This window comes from Paracholeplasma manati (assembly GCF_025742995.1).
Taxonomy (GTDB): domain Bacteria; phylum Bacillota_I; class Bacilli_A; order Acholeplasmatales; family UBA5453; genus Paracholeplasma; species Paracholeplasma manati.
This window is the reverse complement of record NZ_JAOVQM010000009.1, coordinates 1-20,999: the sequence shown is the minus strand read 5'-3', so window position 1 is coordinate 20,999 and position 20,999 is coordinate 1. Positions and strand designations below refer to the sequence as shown.

23 protein-coding genes are annotated in these 20,999 nt (G+C 39.7%); 2 read left to right on the top strand and 21 right to left on the bottom strand.

Annotated elements, in window-relative coordinates; translation table 11 throughout:
* Window positions 1-7: 7 nt before the first annotated feature.
* From N7548_RS07975 to N7548_RS07960, 4 genes are all read right to left on the bottom strand, one after another.
* Window positions 8-343 carry a hypothetical protein gene (locus tag N7548_RS07975; RefSeq protein ID WP_263608945.1) on the bottom strand — a complete coding sequence of 112 codons (336 nt, stop codon included), beginning with the start codon at window positions 341-343 and terminating at the stop codon, window positions 8-10.
* 2 nt (window positions 344-345) lie between these two features.
* Window positions 346-669 (bottom strand): hypothetical protein, encoded by a 324-nt coding sequence (locus N7548_RS07970; protein WP_263608944.1) that lies wholly within the window; start codon window positions 667-669, stop codon window positions 346-348.
* On the bottom strand, window positions 666-2,150 hold the full coding sequence (locus N7548_RS07965; protein WP_263608943.1) for a DUF1538 domain-containing protein: 1,485 nt from the start codon (window positions 2,148-2,150) through the stop codon (window positions 666-668). Before N7548_RS07965 ends, N7548_RS07970 begins: the two co-directional genes overlap by 4 nt.
* A 91-nt stretch (window positions 2,151-2,241) precedes the next feature.
* Window positions 2,242-2,862, bottom strand: coding sequence for a formate/nitrite transporter family protein (locus N7548_RS07960; protein ID WP_263608942.1), 621 nt, complete (start codon window positions 2,860-2,862; stop codon window positions 2,242-2,244).
* A gap of 112 nt (window positions 2,863-2,974) precedes the next feature.
* Here N7548_RS07960 and N7548_RS07955 point away from each other — a divergent pair, with 112 nt between their 5' ends.
* Window positions 2,975-3,298, top strand: coding sequence for an antibiotic biosynthesis monooxygenase (locus N7548_RS07955; RefSeq protein ID WP_263608941.1), 324 nt, complete (start codon window positions 2,975-2,977; stop codon window positions 3,296-3,298).
* 25 nt (window positions 3,299-3,323) lie between these two features.
* Here the strand turns inward: N7548_RS07955 and N7548_RS07950 are convergent, their stop codons facing one another.
* The 6 genes from N7548_RS07950 to N7548_RS07925 form a co-directional block, all read right to left on the bottom strand.
* On the bottom strand, window positions 3,324-4,145 hold the full coding sequence (locus N7548_RS07950) for a ZIP family metal transporter (RefSeq protein ID WP_263608940.1): 822 nt from the start codon (window positions 4,143-4,145) through the stop codon (window positions 3,324-3,326).
* Window positions 4,146-4,244: 99 nt separating this feature from the next.
* Entirely contained in the window at window positions 4,245-5,540 is a 1,296-nt protein-coding gene (locus N7548_RS07945) for an ATP-binding protein (RefSeq protein ID WP_263608939.1), read from the bottom strand.
* Window positions 5,541-5,690: 150 nt separating this feature from the next.
* On the bottom strand, window positions 5,691-6,677 hold the full coding sequence (locus N7548_RS07940) for an electron transfer flavoprotein subunit alpha/FixB family protein (RefSeq protein WP_263608938.1): 987 nt from the start codon (window positions 6,675-6,677) through the stop codon (window positions 5,691-5,693).
* Entirely contained in the window at window positions 6,670-7,464 is a 795-nt protein-coding gene (locus tag N7548_RS07935; RefSeq protein WP_263608937.1) for an electron transfer flavoprotein subunit beta/FixA family protein, read from the bottom strand. Before N7548_RS07935 ends, N7548_RS07940 begins: the two co-directional genes overlap by 8 nt.
* Window position 7,465: 1 nt before the next feature.
* Complete coding sequence (locus N7548_RS07930; RefSeq protein WP_263608936.1) at window positions 7,466-8,587, bottom strand: acyl-CoA dehydrogenase family protein; 1,122 nt, start codon at window positions 8,585-8,587, stop codon at window positions 7,466-7,468.
* Complete coding sequence (locus tag N7548_RS07925; RefSeq protein ID WP_263608935.1) at window positions 8,584-9,000, bottom strand: MaoC family dehydratase; 417 nt, start codon at window positions 8,998-9,000, stop codon at window positions 8,584-8,586. Before N7548_RS07925 ends, N7548_RS07930 begins: the two co-directional genes overlap by 4 nt.
* A 145-nt stretch (window positions 9,001-9,145) precedes the next feature.
* Between N7548_RS07925 and N7548_RS07920 the strand changes: the two genes are divergently transcribed.
* The gene (locus tag N7548_RS07920) at window positions 9,146-9,754 is read left to right on the top strand and encodes a TetR/AcrR family transcriptional regulator (protein ID WP_263608934.1); all 609 of its coding nucleotides are present in this window, start codon (window positions 9,146-9,148) and stop codon (window positions 9,752-9,754) included.
* A gap of 37 nt (window positions 9,755-9,791) precedes the next feature.
* Here the strand turns inward: N7548_RS07920 and N7548_RS07915 are convergent, their stop codons facing one another.
* From N7548_RS07915 to N7548_RS08935, 11 genes are all read right to left on the bottom strand, one after another.
* Complete coding sequence (locus N7548_RS07915) at window positions 9,792-11,477, bottom strand: sensor histidine kinase (RefSeq protein ID WP_263608933.1); 1,686 nt, start codon at window positions 11,475-11,477, stop codon at window positions 9,792-9,794.
* The gene (locus N7548_RS07910; protein ID WP_263608932.1) at window positions 11,474-12,148 is read right to left on the bottom strand and encodes a response regulator transcription factor; all 675 of its coding nucleotides are present in this window, start codon (window positions 12,146-12,148) and stop codon (window positions 11,474-11,476) included. Before N7548_RS07910 ends, N7548_RS07915 begins: the two co-directional genes overlap by 4 nt.
* A gap of 9 nt (window positions 12,149-12,157) precedes the next feature.
* Window positions 12,158-12,817, bottom strand: a complete 660-nt coding sequence (gene phoU / locus N7548_RS07905) for a phosphate signaling complex protein PhoU (RefSeq protein ID WP_263608931.1) — start codon at window positions 12,815-12,817, stop codon at window positions 12,158-12,160.
* A gap of 29 nt (window positions 12,818-12,846) precedes the next feature.
* Window positions 12,847-13,602, bottom strand: a complete 756-nt coding sequence (pstB, locus tag N7548_RS07900) for a phosphate ABC transporter ATP-binding protein PstB (protein WP_263608930.1) — start codon at window positions 13,600-13,602, stop codon at window positions 12,847-12,849.
* Window positions 13,595-14,806 (bottom strand): phosphate ABC transporter permease PstA, encoded by a 1,212-nt coding sequence (gene pstA / locus N7548_RS07895; protein WP_263608929.1) that lies wholly within the window; start codon window positions 14,804-14,806, stop codon window positions 13,595-13,597. Before pstA ends, pstB begins: the two co-directional genes overlap by 8 nt.
* Entirely contained in the window at window positions 14,796-15,752 is a 957-nt protein-coding gene (pstC, locus tag N7548_RS07890) for a phosphate ABC transporter permease subunit PstC (protein ID WP_263608928.1), read from the bottom strand. Before pstC ends, pstA begins: the two co-directional genes overlap by 11 nt.
* Window positions 15,753-15,803: 51 nt before the next feature.
* Window positions 15,804-16,733: a substrate-binding domain-containing protein gene (locus tag N7548_RS07885; RefSeq protein WP_263608927.1), complete on the bottom strand. Its 930-nt coding sequence runs from the start codon at window positions 16,731-16,733 to the stop codon at window positions 15,804-15,806.
* 101 nt (window positions 16,734-16,834) lie between these two features.
* Window positions 16,835-17,578, bottom strand: coding sequence for an alpha/beta fold hydrolase (locus N7548_RS07880; RefSeq protein WP_263608926.1), 744 nt, complete (start codon window positions 17,576-17,578; stop codon window positions 16,835-16,837).
* A 2-nt stretch (window positions 17,579-17,580) separates the two neighbouring features.
* Window positions 17,581-18,579, bottom strand: coding sequence for a P-loop NTPase (locus tag N7548_RS07875; protein ID WP_263608925.1), 999 nt, complete (start codon window positions 18,577-18,579; stop codon window positions 17,581-17,583).
* Between the two features lie 87 nt (window positions 18,580-18,666).
* On the bottom strand, window positions 18,667-19,980 hold the full coding sequence (locus N7548_RS07870) for an ABC transporter permease (RefSeq protein WP_263608924.1): 1,314 nt from the start codon (window positions 19,978-19,980) through the stop codon (window positions 18,667-18,669).
* Entirely contained in the window at window positions 19,967-20,869 is a 903-nt protein-coding gene (locus tag N7548_RS08935; RefSeq protein WP_263608923.1) for an ABC transporter ATP-binding protein, read from the bottom strand. The genes N7548_RS07870 and N7548_RS08935 overlap by 14 nt, the downstream gene beginning before the upstream one ends.
* Between the last annotated feature and the right edge of the window lie 130 nt (window positions 20,870-20,999).

Here is a 20,999-nt window from a genome sequence, read left to right as displayed (position 1 = left end):
GTCTTCTTTATTCTACCTTGAAGTCTAAGGGTTCGAAACTAAATCCAATCGAATCTTCAACTTTCATCGAGAAACACAAACCTCTGGCTTGGGTACTTACCCCATACTTTGAAGTCATGGCTCTCATTAAATCATTTTTTTGTGTTTCTTTGCATACGACCATTAAAATATCTTTTTCAGAATGAATGGTAATCCCAAAGAATTTTTGTTTTTCTGTAGACACACTACTTCTGCCATGGATGATGGTTCCCCCACGGGCACCCGCTTTTCTCGCTTCTGCCATGGCATCATAGGCATAACCATGATTACAGATGAATAGAATCACCGATTGTGCATCCATCATACTTATTCCCCCTCCATTTGGTACAGGAAATCGTAACCCAATTTCCCAATTGAATCGACATCGACGGTAAACGCTACGCCAATGTGTGAATTTGTGAAATCCAATGTCTCATTTAAATCATCGAAAATTGGATTAACGTCTTGATCATCAATCATCGAAAACAAGACTTCTTTGTCTGGATTACCCATACATAAGATGTCGATGATTTCACTTGGGGCTGTGCCCACACCCAACATGGTGGTTTGAAAATGAATCATTCCTTGATGAACGATTTTCGCTACCGCATCGGCTTTACCTTTGGCAACGATGGTAATGAGTAATTTCATGAACGTGCTCCTTTCAAATCGATGATTTCATCTTCCACGGATACAACCACACGATGGGCTGTCTTTCGCTTCGCAATGATCCCTAATATTTGGATGGTAATGAGTGGTGCTAAGGCAACCAACGCGACCAAACCGAACGCATCGGTTAGAGGGTTTAACCCTTCAATAGCGCTAGAAGCTCCTAAAGCCAGTGGCATTAGAAATGCGGAAGTCATGGCACCAGAAACGGCCCCACCAGAATCAAATGCAATGTAAGAAAATATCGGTGGTGACACAAATGTTAAAGATAAAGCTATCACATAACCCGGTAGAATGATCCACCAGATGCTGATGCCTGTAACCACCCTTAATAATGCGAATCCAATGGCCAACGCTACCCCTGAAGACAACGCAATCATCATCAATTTACGACTAATCGCACCTGCAGATACTTCTTCAACTTGGTGATTGAGCGCGACAACCGATGGTTCGGCTGAAACCACCATGAAGCCAAAAACCATCCCGATTGGTATTAAAAACATGACTAAATTTTCTGCGAAATAAGCACCAATGTACCCGCCAATATTCACGAGTCCACCATTGGCTCCAGTCAGAAACAAAACCAAGCCGATATACGTATAGAAGAAAGCCACAAAAATCTTGATTACGCGGTTTTTTGATAACTTGAAAGCCACCAATTGAAATACGACGAAAAACAGTATAAACGGCAATATCGCAATCGCCATTTGAATTAAATTGCTTAAGAAATAATCGAGCAAGGTTGAACTGGTATCCACCATTGGCGCGCTTGGTTGATAGAACAACCCTAAAATCAACACACTCAAGATTGGGCCAATCGAAGCAATCCCAATCAACCCAAAGGCATCCAATTCCGATGCACGGTCACCACGGGCATGGGATATACCAAAACCCAAAGCCATGATGAATGGCACCGCCATGGGACCAGTGGTTACCCCACCAGAATCAAACGCGATGGGGATAAAGTCAGGACTGCTCATCGAGACCGCAATCGCGATGATGAATAATACCCCGTATGACCCTATGAACAATGCCCTTAAAGGCACTTGAAATAATATACGAAACAATGCCAAAATCACGAAGAATCCAACACCAATCGCAACCGTGAATATCAACACATTTTGTGGGATGACCGCTTTAAATTGGTCGCCCAACACCCAGAGTGCAGGTTCGGCTATGGTAATCATAAACCCCACCAAAAATGCAATCAAAATGAATAATCCCAGTTTTTTTCGCTTGGTGATATAAATCCCTATGTCTTCAGCAATCGACACCATCGAGGCGAACGCCCCAATTTGAAAGATGGCTAATCCGAGGATCAATAATACCACCCCAATGGCGAAATGAAGGATGTCATCAGTATCAACGCCGATGGAAAGACTGATGATGAGGATGATGGCTGATACCGGCAAAATCGCAACGGCTGATTCTTTGATTTTGTCATATAACAATGCAAATTTCATCTCATCCCTCCTCCAGCACTACACTTATAAGTGTACTAGAAAAAGGGTTTATTTAAAACCAAAAAGAGAAAAAAGTGACCAAAAGGTCGCTTTAGTCTTTGAGATCTAATTTTTCAATACTATGATCTATTTTGCATAACAACATCGCACCGATGCCATTACCGATGACCATGATGGTTAAGTAAAGTATCGTTTTAAGGGTGAGTTGTCCACCGATAAAGACGTACGCCATATTCGCGACGCTGTGCTCAAATTTAGACAGTATAAAGATCATCACTGCGAAGATGACAAATAGCACTTTTGCTGTTTCGAGTTTCGCTTTTCGATAACCTTCTACGCCCAAATACATCATCGCACCACAGAGGATGGAGAGTAACAGTACCTTAATCGGACCATTCTCTAATTTGATTGTTAACAACGCTTCGGTTTTGGATATGATTGGTAGTTGCATCAACCTAACCATGAGTCCAATGATGAATGTCCCAACCAAATTACCTAAAATGGTCATCGCTAAGACTTTCGTATAGTTCTTTTCCTTCACCCAGTAGCCGACTTTGCCTGTGTAAAGATAATACCCAGATGATACAATCATGAGAAGTCCGAAGCTAAATAGTAACGACCCCAAATAGGCATTATCAACCGATAAATAGGCAACGGCTGCAATACCAATTAATAACCCCGCGTACAACGCTTTTAAAAAAATGGATTTCATGTTTTTACTCCTTATATATAATTATTTATAATTGAATCTTCACTAATATAGAATCCTTACCATATCATTTTAACCCACCCATTGGTTTTGTTAAAATAGGGATGAAAGGAAGATGATTATGTACATTATTGCACGCGTTTTAAAAGTTGAAAAAGGTCAAAAAGCGGTTTTACAAGAACGTTTCAGTCAACCATTCCGTTTACAAACCATCGTTGGTTTCGTCAAACGTGAAGTATGGATCGATGAAAAGAACCCGCAATTTGATCTAATTCGAATTCAAATATACTGGGAAAGTCGAGAAGCTTTCTATGCTTGGGAAGGTTCAGAAGAACACAAAGCGTTACACAAAGGTGGCAAAGGTCATGGTGAGATGCCTGGTGTGATTGAGTCCACCAAAGAAACTTACTTTGAACTTGCGACCGTTTATGCAAAATAAAAGCCACGTGAAGTGGTTTTTTTATTTAACTGAGCGCAACGTCTAGGATCATCATGATTAAAAAGCCAAGAACAAATCCGAAAGTTGCGAAATGTTCCCCTTTTTCATCGACGATATCTTTGGATTCGGGGATGAGTTCTTCAATGACAACATAAATCATCGCACCTGCTGCGAATGTCAATGCATAAGGTAATATTTGACTAACTACGTTGACTAGAATCGCACCGATGACCGCTGAAATAGGTTCTACTAAAGCGGATGCTTGTCCATAAAAGAATGATTTTCGACGTGAGTTACCTTCTTGTCTTAATGGAATCGATACGGCAGCCCCTTCAGGGAAGTTTTGAATCCCAATACCGGTAGCAACCGCAATCGCTGCAAACAGTGCAATCTCAGGGTTGGTAGCTAAACCAACTGCTCCAAATGCCACACCGACAGCCAAACCTTCAGGAATGTTATGCAATGTGATGGAGAATACCAACAAGATATTACGTGATAACTTCGTGTGAATCCCTTCTTGAAGCGATTCTTTACCAAAGTGAATATGCGGTAAAATTTTATCGAAAGCGAATAAAAATCCGGTCCCCATCAATATACCGATGGTCGCGACCAGCCAAGGAATGGTGCCTTGTTCTGTTGCCATATCGATGGCGGGTAAAATCAAACTCCACATCGATGCTGCTATCATGACACCCGCTGCGAAGCCAAGCATCATATTATATACATTTTTTTGAATACCATTGAAAAAGAATACAAGCGCAGCCCCAAGTGCGGTCAAACCCCAGGTCATTAAACCCCCGAGTAACGCAAGCTGCCAATTGTCTAAACTGAGTAGATAATCAACCATATGAACACCTTCATTTTCCATGCATCATTATAGCACTAATACATCAAAATAACGCCATGATTTGTGATTACTTTGAAAGAAAATGCTTACTTTATTTGGTTATAAAAACATCGCCATATAAATTGGATATGTAATCACATTTTTAGTAGATGAAACGTTGTTTAAAGATAACTTAATGGCTTGATTCAAACCGAAGTTTTCGAACATACTTTCAATCATTTTTGACTTGGTATTGTCTGCTTCTTTGACTTCTAATACCGTATTTTTATCATTGAACTTGATCAAGAAGTCTGCTTCTAAAGTTGTATTGCGATCAAAGTAATAGAGCTTTTTACCATTTTTCATCAAAATATCTGCGACCACAGCTTCTAATAACGCGCCATGGTACGATTTTAATTTGCCAGTATGGATGGCGATTTGTGCATCCCCACCATAAGAAGAGGTGAGTAATCCAATATCTTTGTAATAGACTTTAAACACATCATATTTCGCTTGTTGGGCATATGGCATTTTCGGGGTATTCAAATTAAAACAAATATCGACCATATCAGCGTAATAAAGCCATAATAGATTTTTTTCATATTTGCGTGCAGCGGTTTTAGCTTCAACCAACCCATATTGGAATTTCTTATTTTCTTTATCTAATTGGAATGGAACTGATAAGAAGCATTTTACAGATTTCGTGTAATCTGGTTTGGATAAGTATCGTTTCATATCCTTCGTATACATTAGAATGATTTTCGCATGTTTCTTTGTTATCAAGCTAAAGTTATGGGTATTTAGGAATGAATTCACCACTTCTGGCATTCCACCGACAGTCATGTATTCATAAAATATATTCAACATCAATTCATGAAGAGCATCTGGTACAGGTAATTTGTTTGTAAAATAGTGCTTAATGTCATGAATGATGGTAGACGATACACCACTCGCCCATAAATACTCTTCAAAATCCAGACTGTTCATATCCATGATTTCTTCATGGGCCAACGCTGTGGTTGGAAAAACCTCAGGGTTGATGCCAAAATAGGAAGTTGCCATAATGACGTCAAACTTTTGATTGTTGACAAAGTTTTTAACGGCCACACGGACATTTGGACATAAATGGATTTCGTCGAAGAAAAACAAGGTCTGACCAGACACAATCTTTTCGACTTGTAAGAATAGACTCACTTTCTTGATTAAGTTGGTCACATCTAGGTTTTCATTAAAGACGTTAATCAGTTCAGGATTTTTTTCAAAATCGATTTTGACTACATACTTATAATATTCTTTCGCAAAACGATCAATCGATGTGCTTTTACCCACGCCACGAGGCCCTTTTATCAGTAATGCCTGACGGTTTGGATTGTCATGCCACTCAATCAAAGATTGGGTTATTTTTCTTTTTAACATAGTATCACCAAAATCATTATAGTTAAACAAATGTTTTTTAGCAAGTGTATCCACATATTTTATCAACGTTTTTTTTGAAATTTTGCATATTTTATTATTTAATCCATAAAGAAAAAACCTTCCGAAGAAGGTCTTTGTAAGGAGAAAAACTTATTTATAGGCAAGAATGGCTTTGAGCTCTTCTTTGACTAGCGGTAATACTTGTTTCGCATCGGCGATGATTGATATGTCTGCTACATCAAAGATGAGCGCATTTGGATCTGTATTCACGGCGATGATGAGTTCAGATTTATCCATCCCACTGATGTGTTGAATCGCACCACTAATACCCGATGCAAAATAGACTTTAGGATGCACTGTGGTACCAGTTTGTCCGACCAAACGGTCTTTTTGTTCGATATTCGCATCTACAACCGCACGGGATGCAGCGACTTCGCCACCAATTAAATTCGCGATGTCTTTAAGCACAGGAAACATATTTGATACCCCACGTCCTCCCGCAACAATGACTTGTGCTTTGTTGAGTTCAACTTTTTTGTGGGTGAGTTTTTCACTGTGTAAAACTTTGACTTTAGATGTACTTTCACAAACAAACGGTACTTCTTTTAAAGTAGACGCTCTAGACTTATCTTCTTCAATTTTGAAAATAGAAGGTCGGATGGTCGCCATTTGTGGGATGTTATTTTCACAAATGATGGTTGCGAACAAGTTGCCACCTAAGGCTGGTCTGGTCGCGAGTAACAAGAGTTTTTCACCTTGTTCAAACTCTAATAGCGTCGCGTCAGCGGTAAGTCCTGTATTCAGTCTGGCTGAAACACGTGGTGCTAAATCTCTGCCTTGTAGGGTTGATCCAATCAAAAATACATCCGGACGCTCATGTTTCATTAAGTTCTCAATGGCTTTCGCATAATAATGGGTGTCATATTGACTTAATTTCGAGTCGAGTGTACATATGATTTCATCGGCACCACAGAAGGTCATGGCGTCTTTGTCTTTATCGGTCAAGTGTTCTCCAAAATAGACAGCACTGATTTGGGTGTCTTGAGTGAGTTTTCTTCTGCATTCAGACAACAATTCTAAACCAATGGGTTGTAACTTGCCATGGTTTTGTTCCATAAATACCCATACATTATTCATGGTTTTTAACCTCCATATAAGGGTATAACAATTTCGTAATCCATTTAGCAGCATCTTCAGGATTCATTGAAACCTTTTCTGATTTTGCTTGAACTTGTTTGACATAGGTCTTTTTGACTTTTGTTGGTGATCCCTTTAACCCTATATGATTGGGATCTATATTCAAATCATTAAACGTCACCAAATTGACTTTTTTATCGGTATTGTGATAAATGTCCCACGCATTCATATGTCTTGGTTTATTCATATCGGCAAGGGTAGTGACCAATACAGGTAGTTCAACAGCTAAGGTTAAAATTTCACTGTCAGTTCTTTTCTTAACCACCATTTCACCTTGTTCTACGGAAACAATTTCGGATAGGTATGTGACTTGTGGGATGTTTAAAAATTCTGCAACCTGAGGACCAACTTGAGCGGTATCGCCATCAATGGCTTGATAACCAGCGATGATTAAATCGTAAGTCAAAGTTTTAAGGAAACTCGATAATATGGTTGAGGTAGCCCACGTATCTGATCCCGCAAACGCACGGTCTGATAATAAATAACAGTGGTCAACCCCTCTGGCATAAAGTTCAACCAGCATGGATTCTGCTTGCATCGGCCCCATGGTGACGACACTAACGGTTCCACCATAACGAGCCTTCAATTTAAGCGCTTCTTCAACCCCTGCTAAGTCATTCGGATTTACGATGCTTTGAACCCCAGCACGAATCAAGGTGTTGGTTTCTTTATCAATCTTAATTTCCGTGGTGTCTGGCACTTGTTTAACTAGTACAATGATATTCATATTAACGAAGCACCTTTCCGGCAATAACCATACGTTGAACTTCACTGGTGCCTTCATAAATTTCAGTGATTTTCGCATCTCTTAAATAGCGTTCAATTTCGAAATCTCGAATGTATCCATACCCACCCATGAGTTGAATGGCTTGGTCTGCCACTTCAAAAGCAACTCTAGATGCATATAATTTAGCCATCGCAGCTTTATCAGAATAAGATTCACCTTGTTCCTTGGCTGTGGCTGCTAAATAAAGTAAGGCTTTCGCAGCTTCAATGCTGGTTTTCATATCGGCAATCTTGAATTGCGTGTGTTGAAATGAGGCGATGGGTTTATCGAATTGTTTACGTGTTTTAACATAATCAACGGCACGTTCGAATGCGCCTTCTGCGATACCAACGGCTTGTGCAGCAATCCCAATTCGACCACCATCTAAAGTGGACATCGCAATTTTAAAGCCTTCACCTGGTTTACCCAAGAGGTTTGATTTTGGTACTTTGACTTTATCAAAGATCAACTCACAAGTCGAAGATCCGCGAATCCCCATTTTTCGTTCTTTCGGTCCGACACTAAACCCTTCGGTATCTTTTTCTAAGATGAACGCACTGATACCTTTGAGTCCAAGTTCCGGATTGGTCATGGCGAAAATGATGTAGATATCGGCATAGCCTGCATTGGTTATAAAGATCTTCGATCCTGTGATTTCATAATAATCGCCCTTATCGATGGCTTTGGTCTGTTGTTTGGATGCGTCTGTACCTGCGCTAGGTTCAGTCAATCCAAAAGCACCTAACCATTCACCGCGATTGAGCTTTGGTAAATACTGTTGTTTTTGAGTTTCTGTGCCAAAAGCGTTGATTGGTGAAGCACATAAGGACGTATGGGCGGATAAAATAACCCCTGTGGTTGCACAATATTTGGATAGAATTCTAACCGCATCTACATAGCCTGTGTAGCTCGCGCCAACACCACCATATTGGGGGTCATAAGGTAACCCTAAAATGCCCAATTCCGCCATTTTTTGAACGGTTTCAATCGGAAAACGTTCTTCTTCATCGATGGATTTTGCTAAAGGTTTGACTTCCTTTTGTGCAAACTCCTCTAACATTTTTAATAAGAGTTCGTGTTTCATCGTCTTGGCATCACTAACGCATGTCCAACGACGACGGGTTCGTTGTTTTGATTATACGCCACCGTCTTGAATAACACGCGATTTTTCTCCTCATTGATTTCTTCTGCTTCGACCGTTGCTTTGATATGATCATTCAAATACACGGGTTTTACAAACTTTGAATCTTGTTGTAGATAAATGGTACCTACCCCTGGCAATTGTGTGCCTAAAACCGTTGAAAATAATGCATTGATGAGACCGCCATGGGCAATTCGATGATGGAAAATCGAATTTGCTGCAAAGTCTTCATCTAAATGGACAGGGTTAAAATCCCCCGATACCAATGCGAAGTGTTTCACGTCTTCTTCGGTGATGGTCTTCTCGAAAAAAGCGATATCCCCAACCTTGATGTCTTTAATTGTCTTGCTTGTCATAATATTCCTTTCTGTATAATATACTATGAATAAACGTTCATCTTATCTTTATAATAGACTTATTATTCATAGATGTCAATAGGGTAAAAAAGATAAGGCTTGTTTTTTTCAAAGAAATCGTTTACACTAAATATAGGTGATGAATATGGAAAAAATGAACTATCGCTTACCAAAAAGAAAAGATGGTCAAAAAACATTTAATAAAATAATCAATAGTGGTAAAAAGCTATTCTCCAAACAAGGCTATCAAGCAACCTCCATAAATGAGATCATTGATAAGGCTAAAATTGCAACTGGAACTTTTTACATTTATTTTGATGACAAGCTAGCGCTGTATGTATATCTCTTACATCAGTACCGCGCAAAGATTGGTGAAGCCATCAATGATGCGATCAAAGATGCCACCACACGTTATGAAAAAGAACGCCTTGGCATCAAAGCGTTCCTTAAGTTTGCGTGGCAAGAACCCCTCTCCTACAGAATCATTTGGGAGTCGATGTTTGTCGATAAAGACATTTTTAAAGAATACTATCAAAACTTCTCACATGCTTACATTGAAAAGCTGACTGGATCGGTTCAAAGTGGTGAAGTGGATGCTGCGATTGACTTAGAAACCTTATCGTACATTTTGATGGGGATTTCAAACTTCGTAGGACTACAAGTATTGTTTAGAGAAACCCTCACAGATATGGATTTGGATCGCATTGTCGACCAAGTCATGTATGTGTTAAAAAACGGGATGTTCACCAAGTAAAACACAAAGCCTCTATCGTCGTGATAGAGGCTTTTATTCATTCTATATGAAATGTGATGGTAAATGTAGATCCGATGTTCGGCTCACTCTCGACTTGAATGATGCCTTTATAATAGGAAACCACATGTTTAACAATGGCTAAACCCAAACCTGTACCATTTTGATAGAGGTTTCTTGATTTATTCACTTGATAGAAGCGTTCGAAGATGCGTTGTTGATACTCTTTAGGTATACCAATCCCACTATCTTTGATGGAAAAGACAATGGATTCATCTGCTTGAACCAGATTTAAATGGATTGTTCCACCAAATTTATTGTATTTAATCGCATTCTCAATCAGGTTTTTAAAGAGCGATTTAAAATCTGTCTCAATCCCTTTAAACATCACATTGTGTGTTTCAAGGGTGACTTGGATTTGTTTTTCTTGGATGAGTGGGTTTAAGTCTTCCAATACCCCATCTAAGGTTTTCTTTAAGTTGAATGAGACTTGGTCCATCTGTGGTCGATTCTCAAGTCTAGAAAGTTCTAACATATCTTTGAGTAAGTTATCCATAATCACCACTTGGTGGATGATTTCTTGTGATAGCTTTTTCTTTTCTTCTGGGGTTGCCATCTCATATAAAATGAGTTCAGCAGACCCTTTGATCGCTGTGAGTGGGGTACGCAATTCATGGGACGCATTCGCGAAAAAGTCACGCTTGTTGTTTTCCAAACGAATACGGTCAGTGTCATCAATTAATGTGACCAAAACACCTTGTTTGCCTTTGGCTTTTAACAATAACTTATTATACACGCTGTTCACAGATACCAAAATGAATCTCTCATGGTATGGCACTCTAAATGATAAGGTGATTTCTTCTTCAGTCGCGAGTTTAATCGCTTCATAAATTTCTTTGTTTCGGATAGAAAGAATCAAATCGTGTTCTTTGATGTTGAACCACTTTTGTGCTAGTTCATTATAAAAGACAATCGATTGGTCAGAACCGATGAGGAGGATGCCTTGGTCCATGTGTTTGACCAATATCGATAAGAGTTCTTCTTTTTCGTTGAGGTTTTGAATGTTTCTGACAATCGATTCATTGACCCCATTGATTTCTCTTAATAACTCATTGATTTCATCGTATTGTGTCGCTGGCATCACCCATTGGTATTGACCTTCATTGATGCTTTTGACTGAAATAGCAATATCATGGATGGGTTTCATAAACGTATCCGATATCTTTTTATAACTGGCGACCGACAACCCAAGAATACCCAATGATATGAGCATTAAAATCACAATGGTTTGCGTGTTTAAAGCAATATTCTCATCCATAACAATCGCGACACGTACATAATTACCATTGGCGGCACGATTCGCGATATACATCAAATTCAGATTTAACGTTTCAGAATACCGGGTATAGGCTCGACCTAAATTTTGAATTTCAGGGTAATTTTTTTGATTGCCAGAGGTCGATAGTCTCATCGAGTCTGCAATCGTAATTCCTTCTGAATTGATGATTGAAATGCGCTTGTTGGAGTTTTGAAACTGAATCACAAATGCTTCATCCGTGATTGTTTTATAATTGTATGCAACCAGGGTATCATCTAAGACAATATCGAGCATATAGGCCGATTGTCTTCGATTCACATAGTTGGTCAATGTGAAGGAAATGGCCAAATACAATACAATCAAAAATAGAGTCATCAAAAGATGATATAGGACGAATGTTCTTTTCATAGCTTCACCAATCGGTAACCCACTGCTCTTACAGTCATGATTTCAATATTAGATTGTTGGTCTGATAACTTTTTTCTCAAGGATTTGACATGCATATCAATGGTTCTCGATTCTAAAACCAAATCAGAACCCCAAACCACTTGAAATATACGGTCTCTATGTAATACTTCATCCGGGTGTTCCATGAGCAGTTTCAATAGTTCGAACTCTTTGTATGTCAATGTAATTAAGGTTTGATTCACATGCACTTCTCTGGTTTGTACATCCATTTGAATGTTGCCTGCTTCAAGATGCATTTTAACCTTGGTTCTTCTGAGTTTGTTTTGAATTCGGGATAACAACTCCAAAACACCAAAGGGTTTGGTCAAATAATCATCCGCACCTAAATCAAGTCCAGAGACTTTATCGAGTTCACTCGATAAAGCCGATAGAATGATGACTGGGATGTCTTCGGTCATTGGATGGGATCTCAATCGTTTCAAATGGTCGAGTCCATGTTCATTGGGTAACATCAAATCGAGCAAAATCAAATCCGGAAGTTCTTTCGCAACTGCATCGAAAAAATCGCGTCCGTTTTGAAACCAAATATAGTCATATTTCGCATTACTGAGGGTTTTTTCAATGACATAAGCAATCGAATGATCGTCCTCGATAAAATAAATTTTCGGCATATACCCTCCTTAAAATAGGGGTGTGTTTTTGTGCGAACCTGTCACCAAGAAAATGACCCATTCTGCAATATTGACGGCGTGGTCTGCCACACGTTCTAAGTATTTTGCAATGAGGATGATGGAGATGACGTAAGGGGTATCATCGACATCGTCTTTGATCCATTGTGCTGAAAGCTGAATCATCTCACGATATTCACGGTCGACGATATCGTCTTGTGCGATGATCAGTTTTGCAAGAACCGCATCCTCACTGACCAACGCTTCAATCGCGGATTGCACCATGTGTTCGGCGTGTTTGGCCATCGATAAAACCAAGGATAGGTCTCTCACGAATTGGTGTCCTTCTAGATGTAAGGATATTTCCGAAATATCCGAAGCGTGGTCGCCAATACGTTCGATGTCGGTTAGGATTTTTAAAATGGTGGTTACCAATCTCAAATCTTGGGCGATGGGTTGTTCTTTCCAGATGATTCTTAGGGCTTGTTTAGATATTTCTTCTTCCATCATATCGATTTGGTCATCGGCTTTGATGATGTTGTTAGCAAGCACCAAATCGTTGGTTTCGAAACTTTTTAATCCGTTTCTGACATTGAGTAATGCTTGGTCAGCCATTTCGATGACGGATTCTTTAAGTTGATTTAAGGCGGTTTGATACGTATTACGATTCATAATTAGTCACCTTTACTTTCATTATACCATTATCCAAAACGTCCGGTGATGTAATCTTCGGTGCGTTGATCTCTAGGGTGTGAGAATAGACGTTCTGTTTCTTCATATTCCACCATTTCGCCCAATAAGAAAAAGGCGGTGTAGTCTGAAATTCGTGCCGCTTGTTGCATATTGTGGGTCACGATGACAATGGTGTAATGTTGTTTTAGTTGTAGGATTAAATCTTCTATCTTGGATGTTGCGATGGGATCCAAAGCCGATGTGGGTTCATCCATCAATATGACTTCTGGCTTCATGGCTAACGCTCTTGCGATACACAAGCGTTGTTGTTGACCACCAGATAATGCTAAAGCGGAATCTCTCAAACGGTCTTTAACTTCTTCCCACAAAGCGGCTTGTTCAAGTGATGTTTTGACAATGTCATCCAATGCTGCTTTGGATTTGATGCCTTGACATCTAGGACCGTAGGCGATGTTGTCATAAATGCTCATCGGGAATGGGTTGGGTTTTTGGAAAACCATGCCCACTTTGATTCTTAAGCCAATCACATCGGTTTGCTTGTCATAGATTTGTTGATTGTTGTACATGATTTCGCCTTGGACTGTACAATTTTCTATGAGATCATTCATCCGATTCAAGGTTCTTAGGAATGTCGATTTTCCACAACCAGAAGGTCCAATCAATGCTGTGACTTTTTTATCATAAATCGGCAGTTCAATTTGTTTTAATGCTTGTTTTTGACCATAATAGAGGTCAAGTGATTTGACATCAAATACTTTATTCATGGGTAACACCATACTTTCTTAATAAACGTTTAGAGATGAGTTTAATCGATAAATTCATCGATAATACAATCACCAAAATGATGATGGCGATGGTGGTGGATAGTTCAATATTGGCTGGTTCATCTGTCATCATCGCCCAAATGTGGACGGATAATGACGTCGATTTATCAAAAATGGATACGTCATCTTTGATCGCGGTACCGACCGCGAACACCAATGCAGCACTTTCACCAATGATTCGACCAATCGCCAGCAAAGTGGCGGTTAGAATCCCTGAAAAGGCACTAGGTAACACAATTTTAAACGTGGTCTGGGTTTTATTTCCCCCTAAAGCTAAGGACGCTTGTCGATAATCATCGGGTACCACTTTCAACGATTCTTCTGTGGTTCTAATAATGACAGGCATTAAAATGACAGCCAATGTCAAGGCCCCAGAAATGAGGTTAGCTCCTGTGGCTTTGGTGAGGGAGATGGTAATTGGAACAAACAGGGCTAACCCCATCAAACCATAAATAATGGAGGGGACACCAGTCAAGGTTTCAATCAGATTTCTTAAAGCTTTGGTGAATCTATTTTTAGGCGCATATTCATTTAAGTAAAGTGCAGCTCCCACACCAATCGGTAACGCAATCAATAGCGTTAGACCGATCAAATAGAGTGTTGTGATAATCGACCCACGAATCCCACCACCAGAAGTCGAATATTCTAATTCACGAAAGGTGGTTTTCGTATCCAATACGTGAATCATGTTTTGAGCCCCTTGTATCGATAATGCGGATGGACCATCATTAAAAGCGATGCGTATGATTTCATAATCGATCCCTAAACTCAAATCTTGAGTAGCGACCCCTTTATTCCGTAAATCTTTGAATGGGGATTCTGGATGAACATAGGTTACCAATACAATGGTATGACCCATCAAATTCTCATCGTCTGTGAGCGCAATCCCCCATTTTGAAGAATAATAGGTATTGTCATTAAAATCTTTATCGATGGTAAAGTCACCAGGCCCAGTGAAGTCCTTTAAATCTGCAATATAACTGGTCGATTCAAAATTATGGGTAATGAGATCCATGTTGAGTAACTTGAATCCATTGAGAAACACGAATAATAAGATGGAGATGAGGACAAACAGTGAAATGAAGGATGCGAAATACGTGATGGACTGAAGGATGAGGTCTTTCTTTTTACGACTATTTAACATCGACATTGCCCACCTTTCGTTTGATATAGTTTAAGGTGAAGTTGGTGATGAGTATGACAACCATCAGTACAATCCCTACAGAGAAGCGAATATCGTAGTCGAGTCCTGTGGTTTCTTTCATCCCCTCTAACATCATCGTGGTGAGTGTCGATGTCGTATCGAGGATATTAAAATTAATCCCACTACGTCTACCACCAGCTACCAACGAAACAGCTGTGGCTTCACCCAATACACGTCCAATCCCTAAGATGGCTGAGGTGAAAATACCACTTTTCGCTGACGTTAAGACCACTTTAAAATGGGTTTGGGTTTTAGATGCGCCAAGCGCTAGTGAGCCATGTTCGATCGATTTATCTACGCTCCGAATGGCCACTTCACTGATCGAAGCGATGGTTGGAATGGTCATGATAGCCAACACCAATACGGATGATAAAATGGAGTTTCCGCCTTTGGATTGAAAACCGATGAGGGTTGATAAATCATAAACGATTTTCAAAATAATCCCTGCCCCAAACAACCCGTAAATAATCGAGGGGATGGAAGCGAGCATTTCTACAACCGTTCTTAACGTTTCGGCTAATTTTTTTGGAGCAATTTTCGCAATGAATAGTGCTGTAAGTACCCCAACTGGAAAGGATATGAGTAAGGATAAAAACGCGATGAATAAGGTAGAGATGATTAAAAAGCCAATCGCGTATAAGTTTGAATTAAACGATTCACCAATCAACCAAGTCGTACCGGTCAAAAAGTCAGCCAAATTGACTCGACCTAATCCCCCATTGTTCGTGATAAAAGGGGTAACCCCTTTGACCATGATGACGCCTGCGATGATGAAGATGAATGAAGATGATAGTATTGCAAAACCCATCAAAAGATACTTAATGGTGTTATCTAGCCATTGGTTGTGTCTTTTTTGGGTTTGATTTAACTGTATTTTGGATTGCATCAGATACTCCTTTTTTATACAAGAAAAGACCCCATAGGGTCTATTTCAGGTTTATTCAGAAACGACGTCTGACCACTTCGAATATGTACCGTCGTAAATCGCTTTAAGTTGTGCTGCAGTGATATTGGTGATTGGATTATTCTTGTGAACAATCGCTACAATCGCATCCCATGCCAATTGACCCATGGCAGATTCAGCAACCCCGACTTTTTCAGTATCTTTGAAATATCTAGAAGCAAATGCAACGTGCTTGGATACAGGATCGCTTAAACCAATGGTTTGTGTACGCTTATAAGCATCCCCTGAACCGGTATGATCGTGTTCTGCAACGAAGTTACCAGCTTTCGCACTGAAAGCTTGAGTCAATGCTTGTGCAACTTTTTGAATGGAATCAGATCCACCAAAACGGACTGTAACATTCGCGTTATTTCTCGCTGTGATTGGGTGTTGTGCTTTGATAGAATCCCATGTAACTGTGGTATCTAACGCAATCGCACCATTGTTATTGATGATGTCGGCAGCATCCGAAGTGCCTAGGAACGCAACGAAGGCATTGACCAATTGTTCGATTTCTGTCGATTCATAATCGCCAGCGTCTCTGGTCATCCACATGAACGGACGTTTTAAGCCATAGGTGTTATTGAGGACATTCGCTACGGTTGGTGCAACCCCTTCGTAGCTTAAACCTTTAATGGTATTGTTTAAAGACGATAAGGATACATAACCAATCCCATATTCATCGGTACCCATGGAAGTCATGATACCTGTGTTATCTTTAATGACGAATCCTTCTACCAATACATCGTCTGATGTTGCTGCTGCAGCGAATCCGATACCATCCATAAACCCTGCACGTGTGCCAGAGGTGGTGTCACGGGTATAAACGGTGATGTTTTTCGAGTCATCGAACGATGATCCTGAGGTACAAGCGGCTAAACTGAATGATAATGCTAAAGCCAATACTGCTAATATTTTTCTCATATATTCTCCTTTTTGATTTGTTCATCCTGATTTTACATAAAAAAAGAATGTGAATATATCACACTCTTGTAAGTAGTTTGTAAAGAAATTGTAAAGTGGCTTTAGTTTTTAGACTTTAACCACTGAATCATATCTTGAATGACCAGCGTTTGGTCAATATCGAGTAAAACATCGTGGTAACTCTCTGGGTAAATGATGATGTCTTTGACTTTAGCACCTGCTTTATCAAATAATGCGTGTGCGTTATGTAAAGGCACAATTCGATCACTCCCACCATGAATCACAAGTAGGTCTGGTTGATAATCGTTTAAGCGTTTATGAATATATTTATTCGCTTTATAGATGGTTTCATACAACATCTTAAAAGTGACAAACTTCAACAAATGTTCATCTTGGATTTCTGCTTCTGTTTTCACATGACGGCTCTTTGGGTCTGCCCAGTTCAAATGTAGTTTTTTGTTTGGCAGTAAGAATCCTAACCACTTCACCATAGAGATGATATGGTAATGGTAACCTATCGATATCACACCACGAATATTTGGATGTGATACTGCATATAAATGACTGATGAGTGCGCCTAGAGAATGTCCCATTAAAAAGACTTTTCTTTGTTTTCCTTCTTTAGCAATCATCTCATCGATATCATCAATCAAACCATGATAATCCTTCAATTGACCCGGTTGACCATGTTGGCCATGCCCACGCACATCGTATAACACCACTGCAAATCCAGCCTCATTCAATGCCTTAGCGAGTGGTTCATATAGCAACCCATATTCCCCAATACCATGAGTAAAGATGACCAATGGGGCTCTTTCTACCTCATATAAATGATAAGGGACCATGATTATTCGTCGAGTAAATCGATGACTTTAGATGCGAGTTGATCGTAAGCTAGACCCGCAGGTTCTGCACTTTGGAAAATATAGCCATCGACTGGTTGTCCAATGGGTACTTGTGTGAGTAGATCGACACCCAATTGTTTCGCAACCTTATCACCACCACCTTGACCAAAGATGTATTCACGTTTTTTATTGCATGAGTTTAAGAAATAGCTCATATTTTCAACCACACCAATGACGGAGTGACCGATTTGTTGTGCCCCTAAACCAGCCTTAACAGCGACGTGTGCCGCGTTCACATGTGGGGTAGTAACTATCAACATTTTCGTGTGTTGTGCAAATTTTTGAATATCAAGCGCGACATCCCCAGTGCCTGGTGGTAAGTCAATCAAGACATAATCGGTATCTGGACGCCAAGCAACCCCACCGAAATAATGGGATAACATCTTGCCTAACATCGGCCCGCGCCACATGATGGGTTTGTCCGCAGGCATAAAGAACTCAGTAGAGATGACTTCGATGCCTTCGCTTTGTAAAGGAATCATCATATCATCGTCTGTCCCTGATAATGGTTTGATGTCCACTTTTAGAATTTGTGGGATGGATGCGCCATAGATATCCGCGTCGATGATACCTACTTTTTTGCCTAAACGGGATAATGCGGCCGCTAAATTCGCGGTAACTGTGGATTTACCCACGCCACCTTTACCAGATGCGATACCCAAATAAATGATTTTCTTCTCGCCTTCATTGACGACTTCATTTTGTTCAAAGGTCACTTTAATGCCAGGAAATCCCAGTTCTACTTTGACCAATTTGATCAAATTGATTTTAAATTTTTGTTCTTCTGGGGTACCCGGTTTTGAAAAATACAATTCCACATCGACAACCCCTGTAGGTCCGACGGTGAGCTTCTTAATACCATTGACGTCTTTCAACGGTTTTTCATACCCTGGGTCAACCAGTTCTTCTATACGTTTTTTAAGTTCTTCATACGTAGCCATAATTAACACCTCGACAATGATTATAACACAGCCAACCCTTCTATAAGAGAAAAATGCAAAAAAACCACCCATAAGGGTGGCCTTTCTTTACATCGCTTTACTGCGTTTGAACATCTTTTTGATTCTTTGGAAAAATGGCGATTGGTCATAACTTAAGATCGATGCTTTATAAACCGGTGCGAGTAAGTAATACATACCTATCGTTGATCCGATTAAAATCAAGAACGAAATGACTACATCGATGACCGATAGCACACCACTCATGTATAAAGTAGGCACAACAATCGGTGAGAATAATGGGATATACGCCAGTACCTTCAGGAACACAGAGTCGCCTAAGTAAATGGAGAAAATCGCTGCGTAGAACCCAATCAACATGGTAAACATGAATGGGGACTGGAAGGATTGGAAATCTTCCATCGATGTGGACATCGATGCGAGGGTTGCCATAAAAATCATGAAGAATAGTCCGCCAACAATCATGAAAATCAAGGTGATGGCAAGTGCCAATGGTAAGGCATTGAAGACACTCGCGATGATCGATGAGTCGGTTTCTGTTAACATTCCAATCAATTCGCTGATAGACATTTGTCCATTGGTTGCACCAAGGACTTGCGTGGATACGAATCCAGCGATTAAACCATATAAAAATATCAACAACGCTTGAACAATCAAGAATACAAATGACGATAATATTTTGGTCATAAAGTGGGTTTGTGGTGGTACGGTGGACATCACAAACTCAATGGCTTTGGTCGATTTTTCTTCGATGATATCAACACCTACAAATTGCACACTCATGATGAGCATGATGAAGATCGGTATCGCAACAAACACGCTGATGGCGGATAGAATTAAGTCTCTGGTGGTTGTATCATCGACTTGTGTATGAACTTCATAAACCAATGGTTGATTGAAGTCTTCGATTAAGTCGAGTTCTGCTTGCGTTTTATCCACAGCCCACACTTGGACTTTGAGTACCGATAAGGATTGTAATAGGATGGTTTCGTTTAATGTATCGAGTTCATCTTTATAAATATCAACGACTAAAATATCATCGACTGTGGTTAAATGAACGATGGCTTTGGATGGTCCAAAGTCTAGGTTTTCTGGGTCTACAGAATCCTTGGTTTCAAATGAGATGTTTGCACCTGGAATCATATTGAGTAAAGCTTGTGCACTCTGATCGAGAATAGCGATGCTGTCTAAACCTTTTTCAGTATCATCGACCACATAAACAATTTCTTTTGAGGTTTCACCATCATCAAAAAAGGCGATGATGTTCGGAATATTCATTAGGGCGAGTAACGCGATGAATATCACGATGTTGGCGATATAAAACGCTTTGGTTCCGATACGGCGTTTGATGCCATATTTGAGTAAATATTTAAACTTGCTCATAGGTTTCACCTACTTTTTCAATAAATATTTCAGACAGTGTGGCTTGTTCTACATCGAACTTACGCACGTGTTGACAGGTTTTAACGTAATTAAACACCGCTTCAGATACCGATTCATCGGCGATTTTAACAATCCACTCATTCGGTTGAATGATGACATCCAATACCCCTTCAATCGCTCTGATTTTAGACTCCTCAACATCCCCAATCAAACGAATGTTGTGACGTTTAAAGTCTTTCTTAATATCACTGATTTTACCTTGTAATACTGGGATACCTTTTTCTAATACAATCAATTGTTCACAAAATGATTCCACGTGGTCAATTTGATGGGTTGAGAAAATAATCATCGTCCCTTGTTGTTGGAAATCACGAATGACCTCAACAAACTTATTGGTATTGATCGGGTCTAAGCCTGAAAATGGTTCATCTAAAACCAAGAGTTTAGGGTTGTTGATGATGGCGGTAATGAATTGGATTTTTTGTTGATTCCCTTTGGATAATTCTTTGATTTTCTTATCGAGATAAGATTCGATATTGAATCGTTTAAGCCAATAGTCCAAACGTTCTAATATCGTGTTTCGATCCATCCCTTTTAATGCTCCATAGTGCAGAACCAATTCTTTAACCGATAATTTGACCAATAAAGAACGTTCTTCAATCATATAACCGATGTGGTCAACATCGTCATATCCAATCTTTTTCCCGTGGAATCGAATGGTACCCTCGGTTGGTTCTAATAACCCTAGGATCATTTTAAAGGTCGTGGTTTTCCCTGCACCATTGGTTCCAAGCAAGCCAAATATTTCGCCTGGTTGAATGGTAAAAGATAAATCATTGACCGCTGTTAGTGATCCGTAATTCTTTTTAACATGATTAACTTCTAACACTGTATCACTCCTCGTATAATATGTAGTGTAGATTTGGGATCAGGCCCAGCTACATATTGTTATTTATAAGATTGAAGTCCTAGTGTTATAATCAAGTCAAGATATAACCTGAAGAATCCGCTATCGCTCC

Excerpts from the sequence above, each read along its gene's own strand:
- N7548_RS07940 (WP_263608938.1), bottom strand. The coding sequence starts at position 6,677 with ATGAATAATGTATGGGTATTTATGGAACAAAACCATGGCAAGTTACAA.
- pstC (WP_263608928.1), bottom strand. The coding sequence starts at position 15,752 with ATGCAATCCAAAATACAGTTAAATCAAACCCAAAAAAGACACAACCAA.
- N7548_RS07915 (WP_263608933.1), bottom strand. The coding sequence starts at position 11,477 with ATGAAAAGAACATTCGTCCTATATCATCTTTTGATGACTCTATTTTTG.
- N7548_RS07885 (WP_263608927.1), bottom strand. The coding sequence starts at position 16,733 with ATGAGAAAAATATTAGCAGTATTGGCTTTAGCATTATCATTCAGTTTA.
- N7548_RS07945 (WP_263608939.1), bottom strand. The coding sequence starts at position 5,540 with ATGTTAAAAAGAAAAATAACCCAATCTTTGATTGAGTGGCATGACAAT.
- N7548_RS07925 (WP_263608935.1), bottom strand. The coding sequence starts at position 9,000 with ATGACAAGCAAGACAATTAAAGACATCAAGGTTGGGGATATCGCTTTT.
- N7548_RS07920 (WP_263608934.1), top strand. The coding sequence starts at position 9,146 with ATGGAAAAAATGAACTATCGCTTACCAAAAAGAAAAGATGGTCAAAAA.
- N7548_RS07970 (WP_263608944.1), bottom strand. The coding sequence starts at position 669 with ATGAAATTACTCATTACCATCGTTGCCAAAGGTAAAGCCGATGCGGTA.
- pstA (WP_263608929.1), bottom strand. The coding sequence starts at position 14,806 with ATGTTAAATAGTCGTAAAAAGAAAGACCTCATCCTTCAGTCCATCACG.
- phoU (WP_263608931.1), bottom strand. The coding sequence starts at position 12,817 with ATGAATCGTAATACGTATCAAACCGCCTTAAATCAACTTAAAGAATCC.
- N7548_RS07870 (WP_263608924.1), bottom strand. The coding sequence starts at position 19,980 with ATGAGCAAGTTTAAATATTTACTCAAATATGGCATCAAACGCCGTATC.
- N7548_RS07955 (WP_263608941.1), top strand. The coding sequence starts at position 2,975 with ATGATTATGTACATTATTGCACGCGTTTTAAAAGTTGAAAAAGGTCAA.
- pstB (WP_263608930.1), bottom strand. The coding sequence starts at position 13,602 with ATGAATAAAGTATTTGATGTCAAATCACTTGACCTCTATTATGGTCAA.
- N7548_RS07975 (WP_263608945.1), bottom strand. The coding sequence starts at position 343 with ATGATGGATGCACAATCGGTGATTCTATTCATCTGTAATCATGGTTAT.
- N7548_RS07960 (WP_263608942.1), bottom strand. The coding sequence starts at position 2,862 with ATGAAATCCATTTTTTTAAAAGCGTTGTACGCGGGGTTATTAATTGGT.
- N7548_RS07910 (WP_263608932.1), bottom strand. The coding sequence starts at position 12,148 with ATGCCGAAAATTTATTTTATCGAGGACGATCATTCGATTGCTTATGTC.
- N7548_RS07950 (WP_263608940.1), bottom strand. The coding sequence starts at position 4,145 with ATGGTTGATTATCTACTCAGTTTAGACAATTGGCAGCTTGCGTTACTC.
- N7548_RS07875 (WP_263608925.1), bottom strand. The coding sequence starts at position 18,579 with ATGGCTACGTATGAAGAACTTAAAAAACGTATAGAAGAACTGGTTGAC.
- N7548_RS07930 (WP_263608936.1), bottom strand. The coding sequence starts at position 8,587 with ATGAAACACGAACTCTTATTAAAAATGTTAGAGGAGTTTGCACAAAAG.
- N7548_RS07965 (WP_263608943.1), bottom strand. The coding sequence starts at position 2,150 with ATGAAATTTGCATTGTTATATGACAAAATCAAAGAATCAGCCGTTGCG.
- N7548_RS07935 (WP_263608937.1), bottom strand. The coding sequence starts at position 7,464 with ATGAATATCATTGTACTAGTTAAACAAGTGCCAGACACCACGGAAATT.
- N7548_RS07880 (WP_263608926.1), bottom strand. The coding sequence starts at position 17,578 with ATGGTCCCTTATCATTTATATGAGGTAGAAAGAGCCCCATTGGTCATC.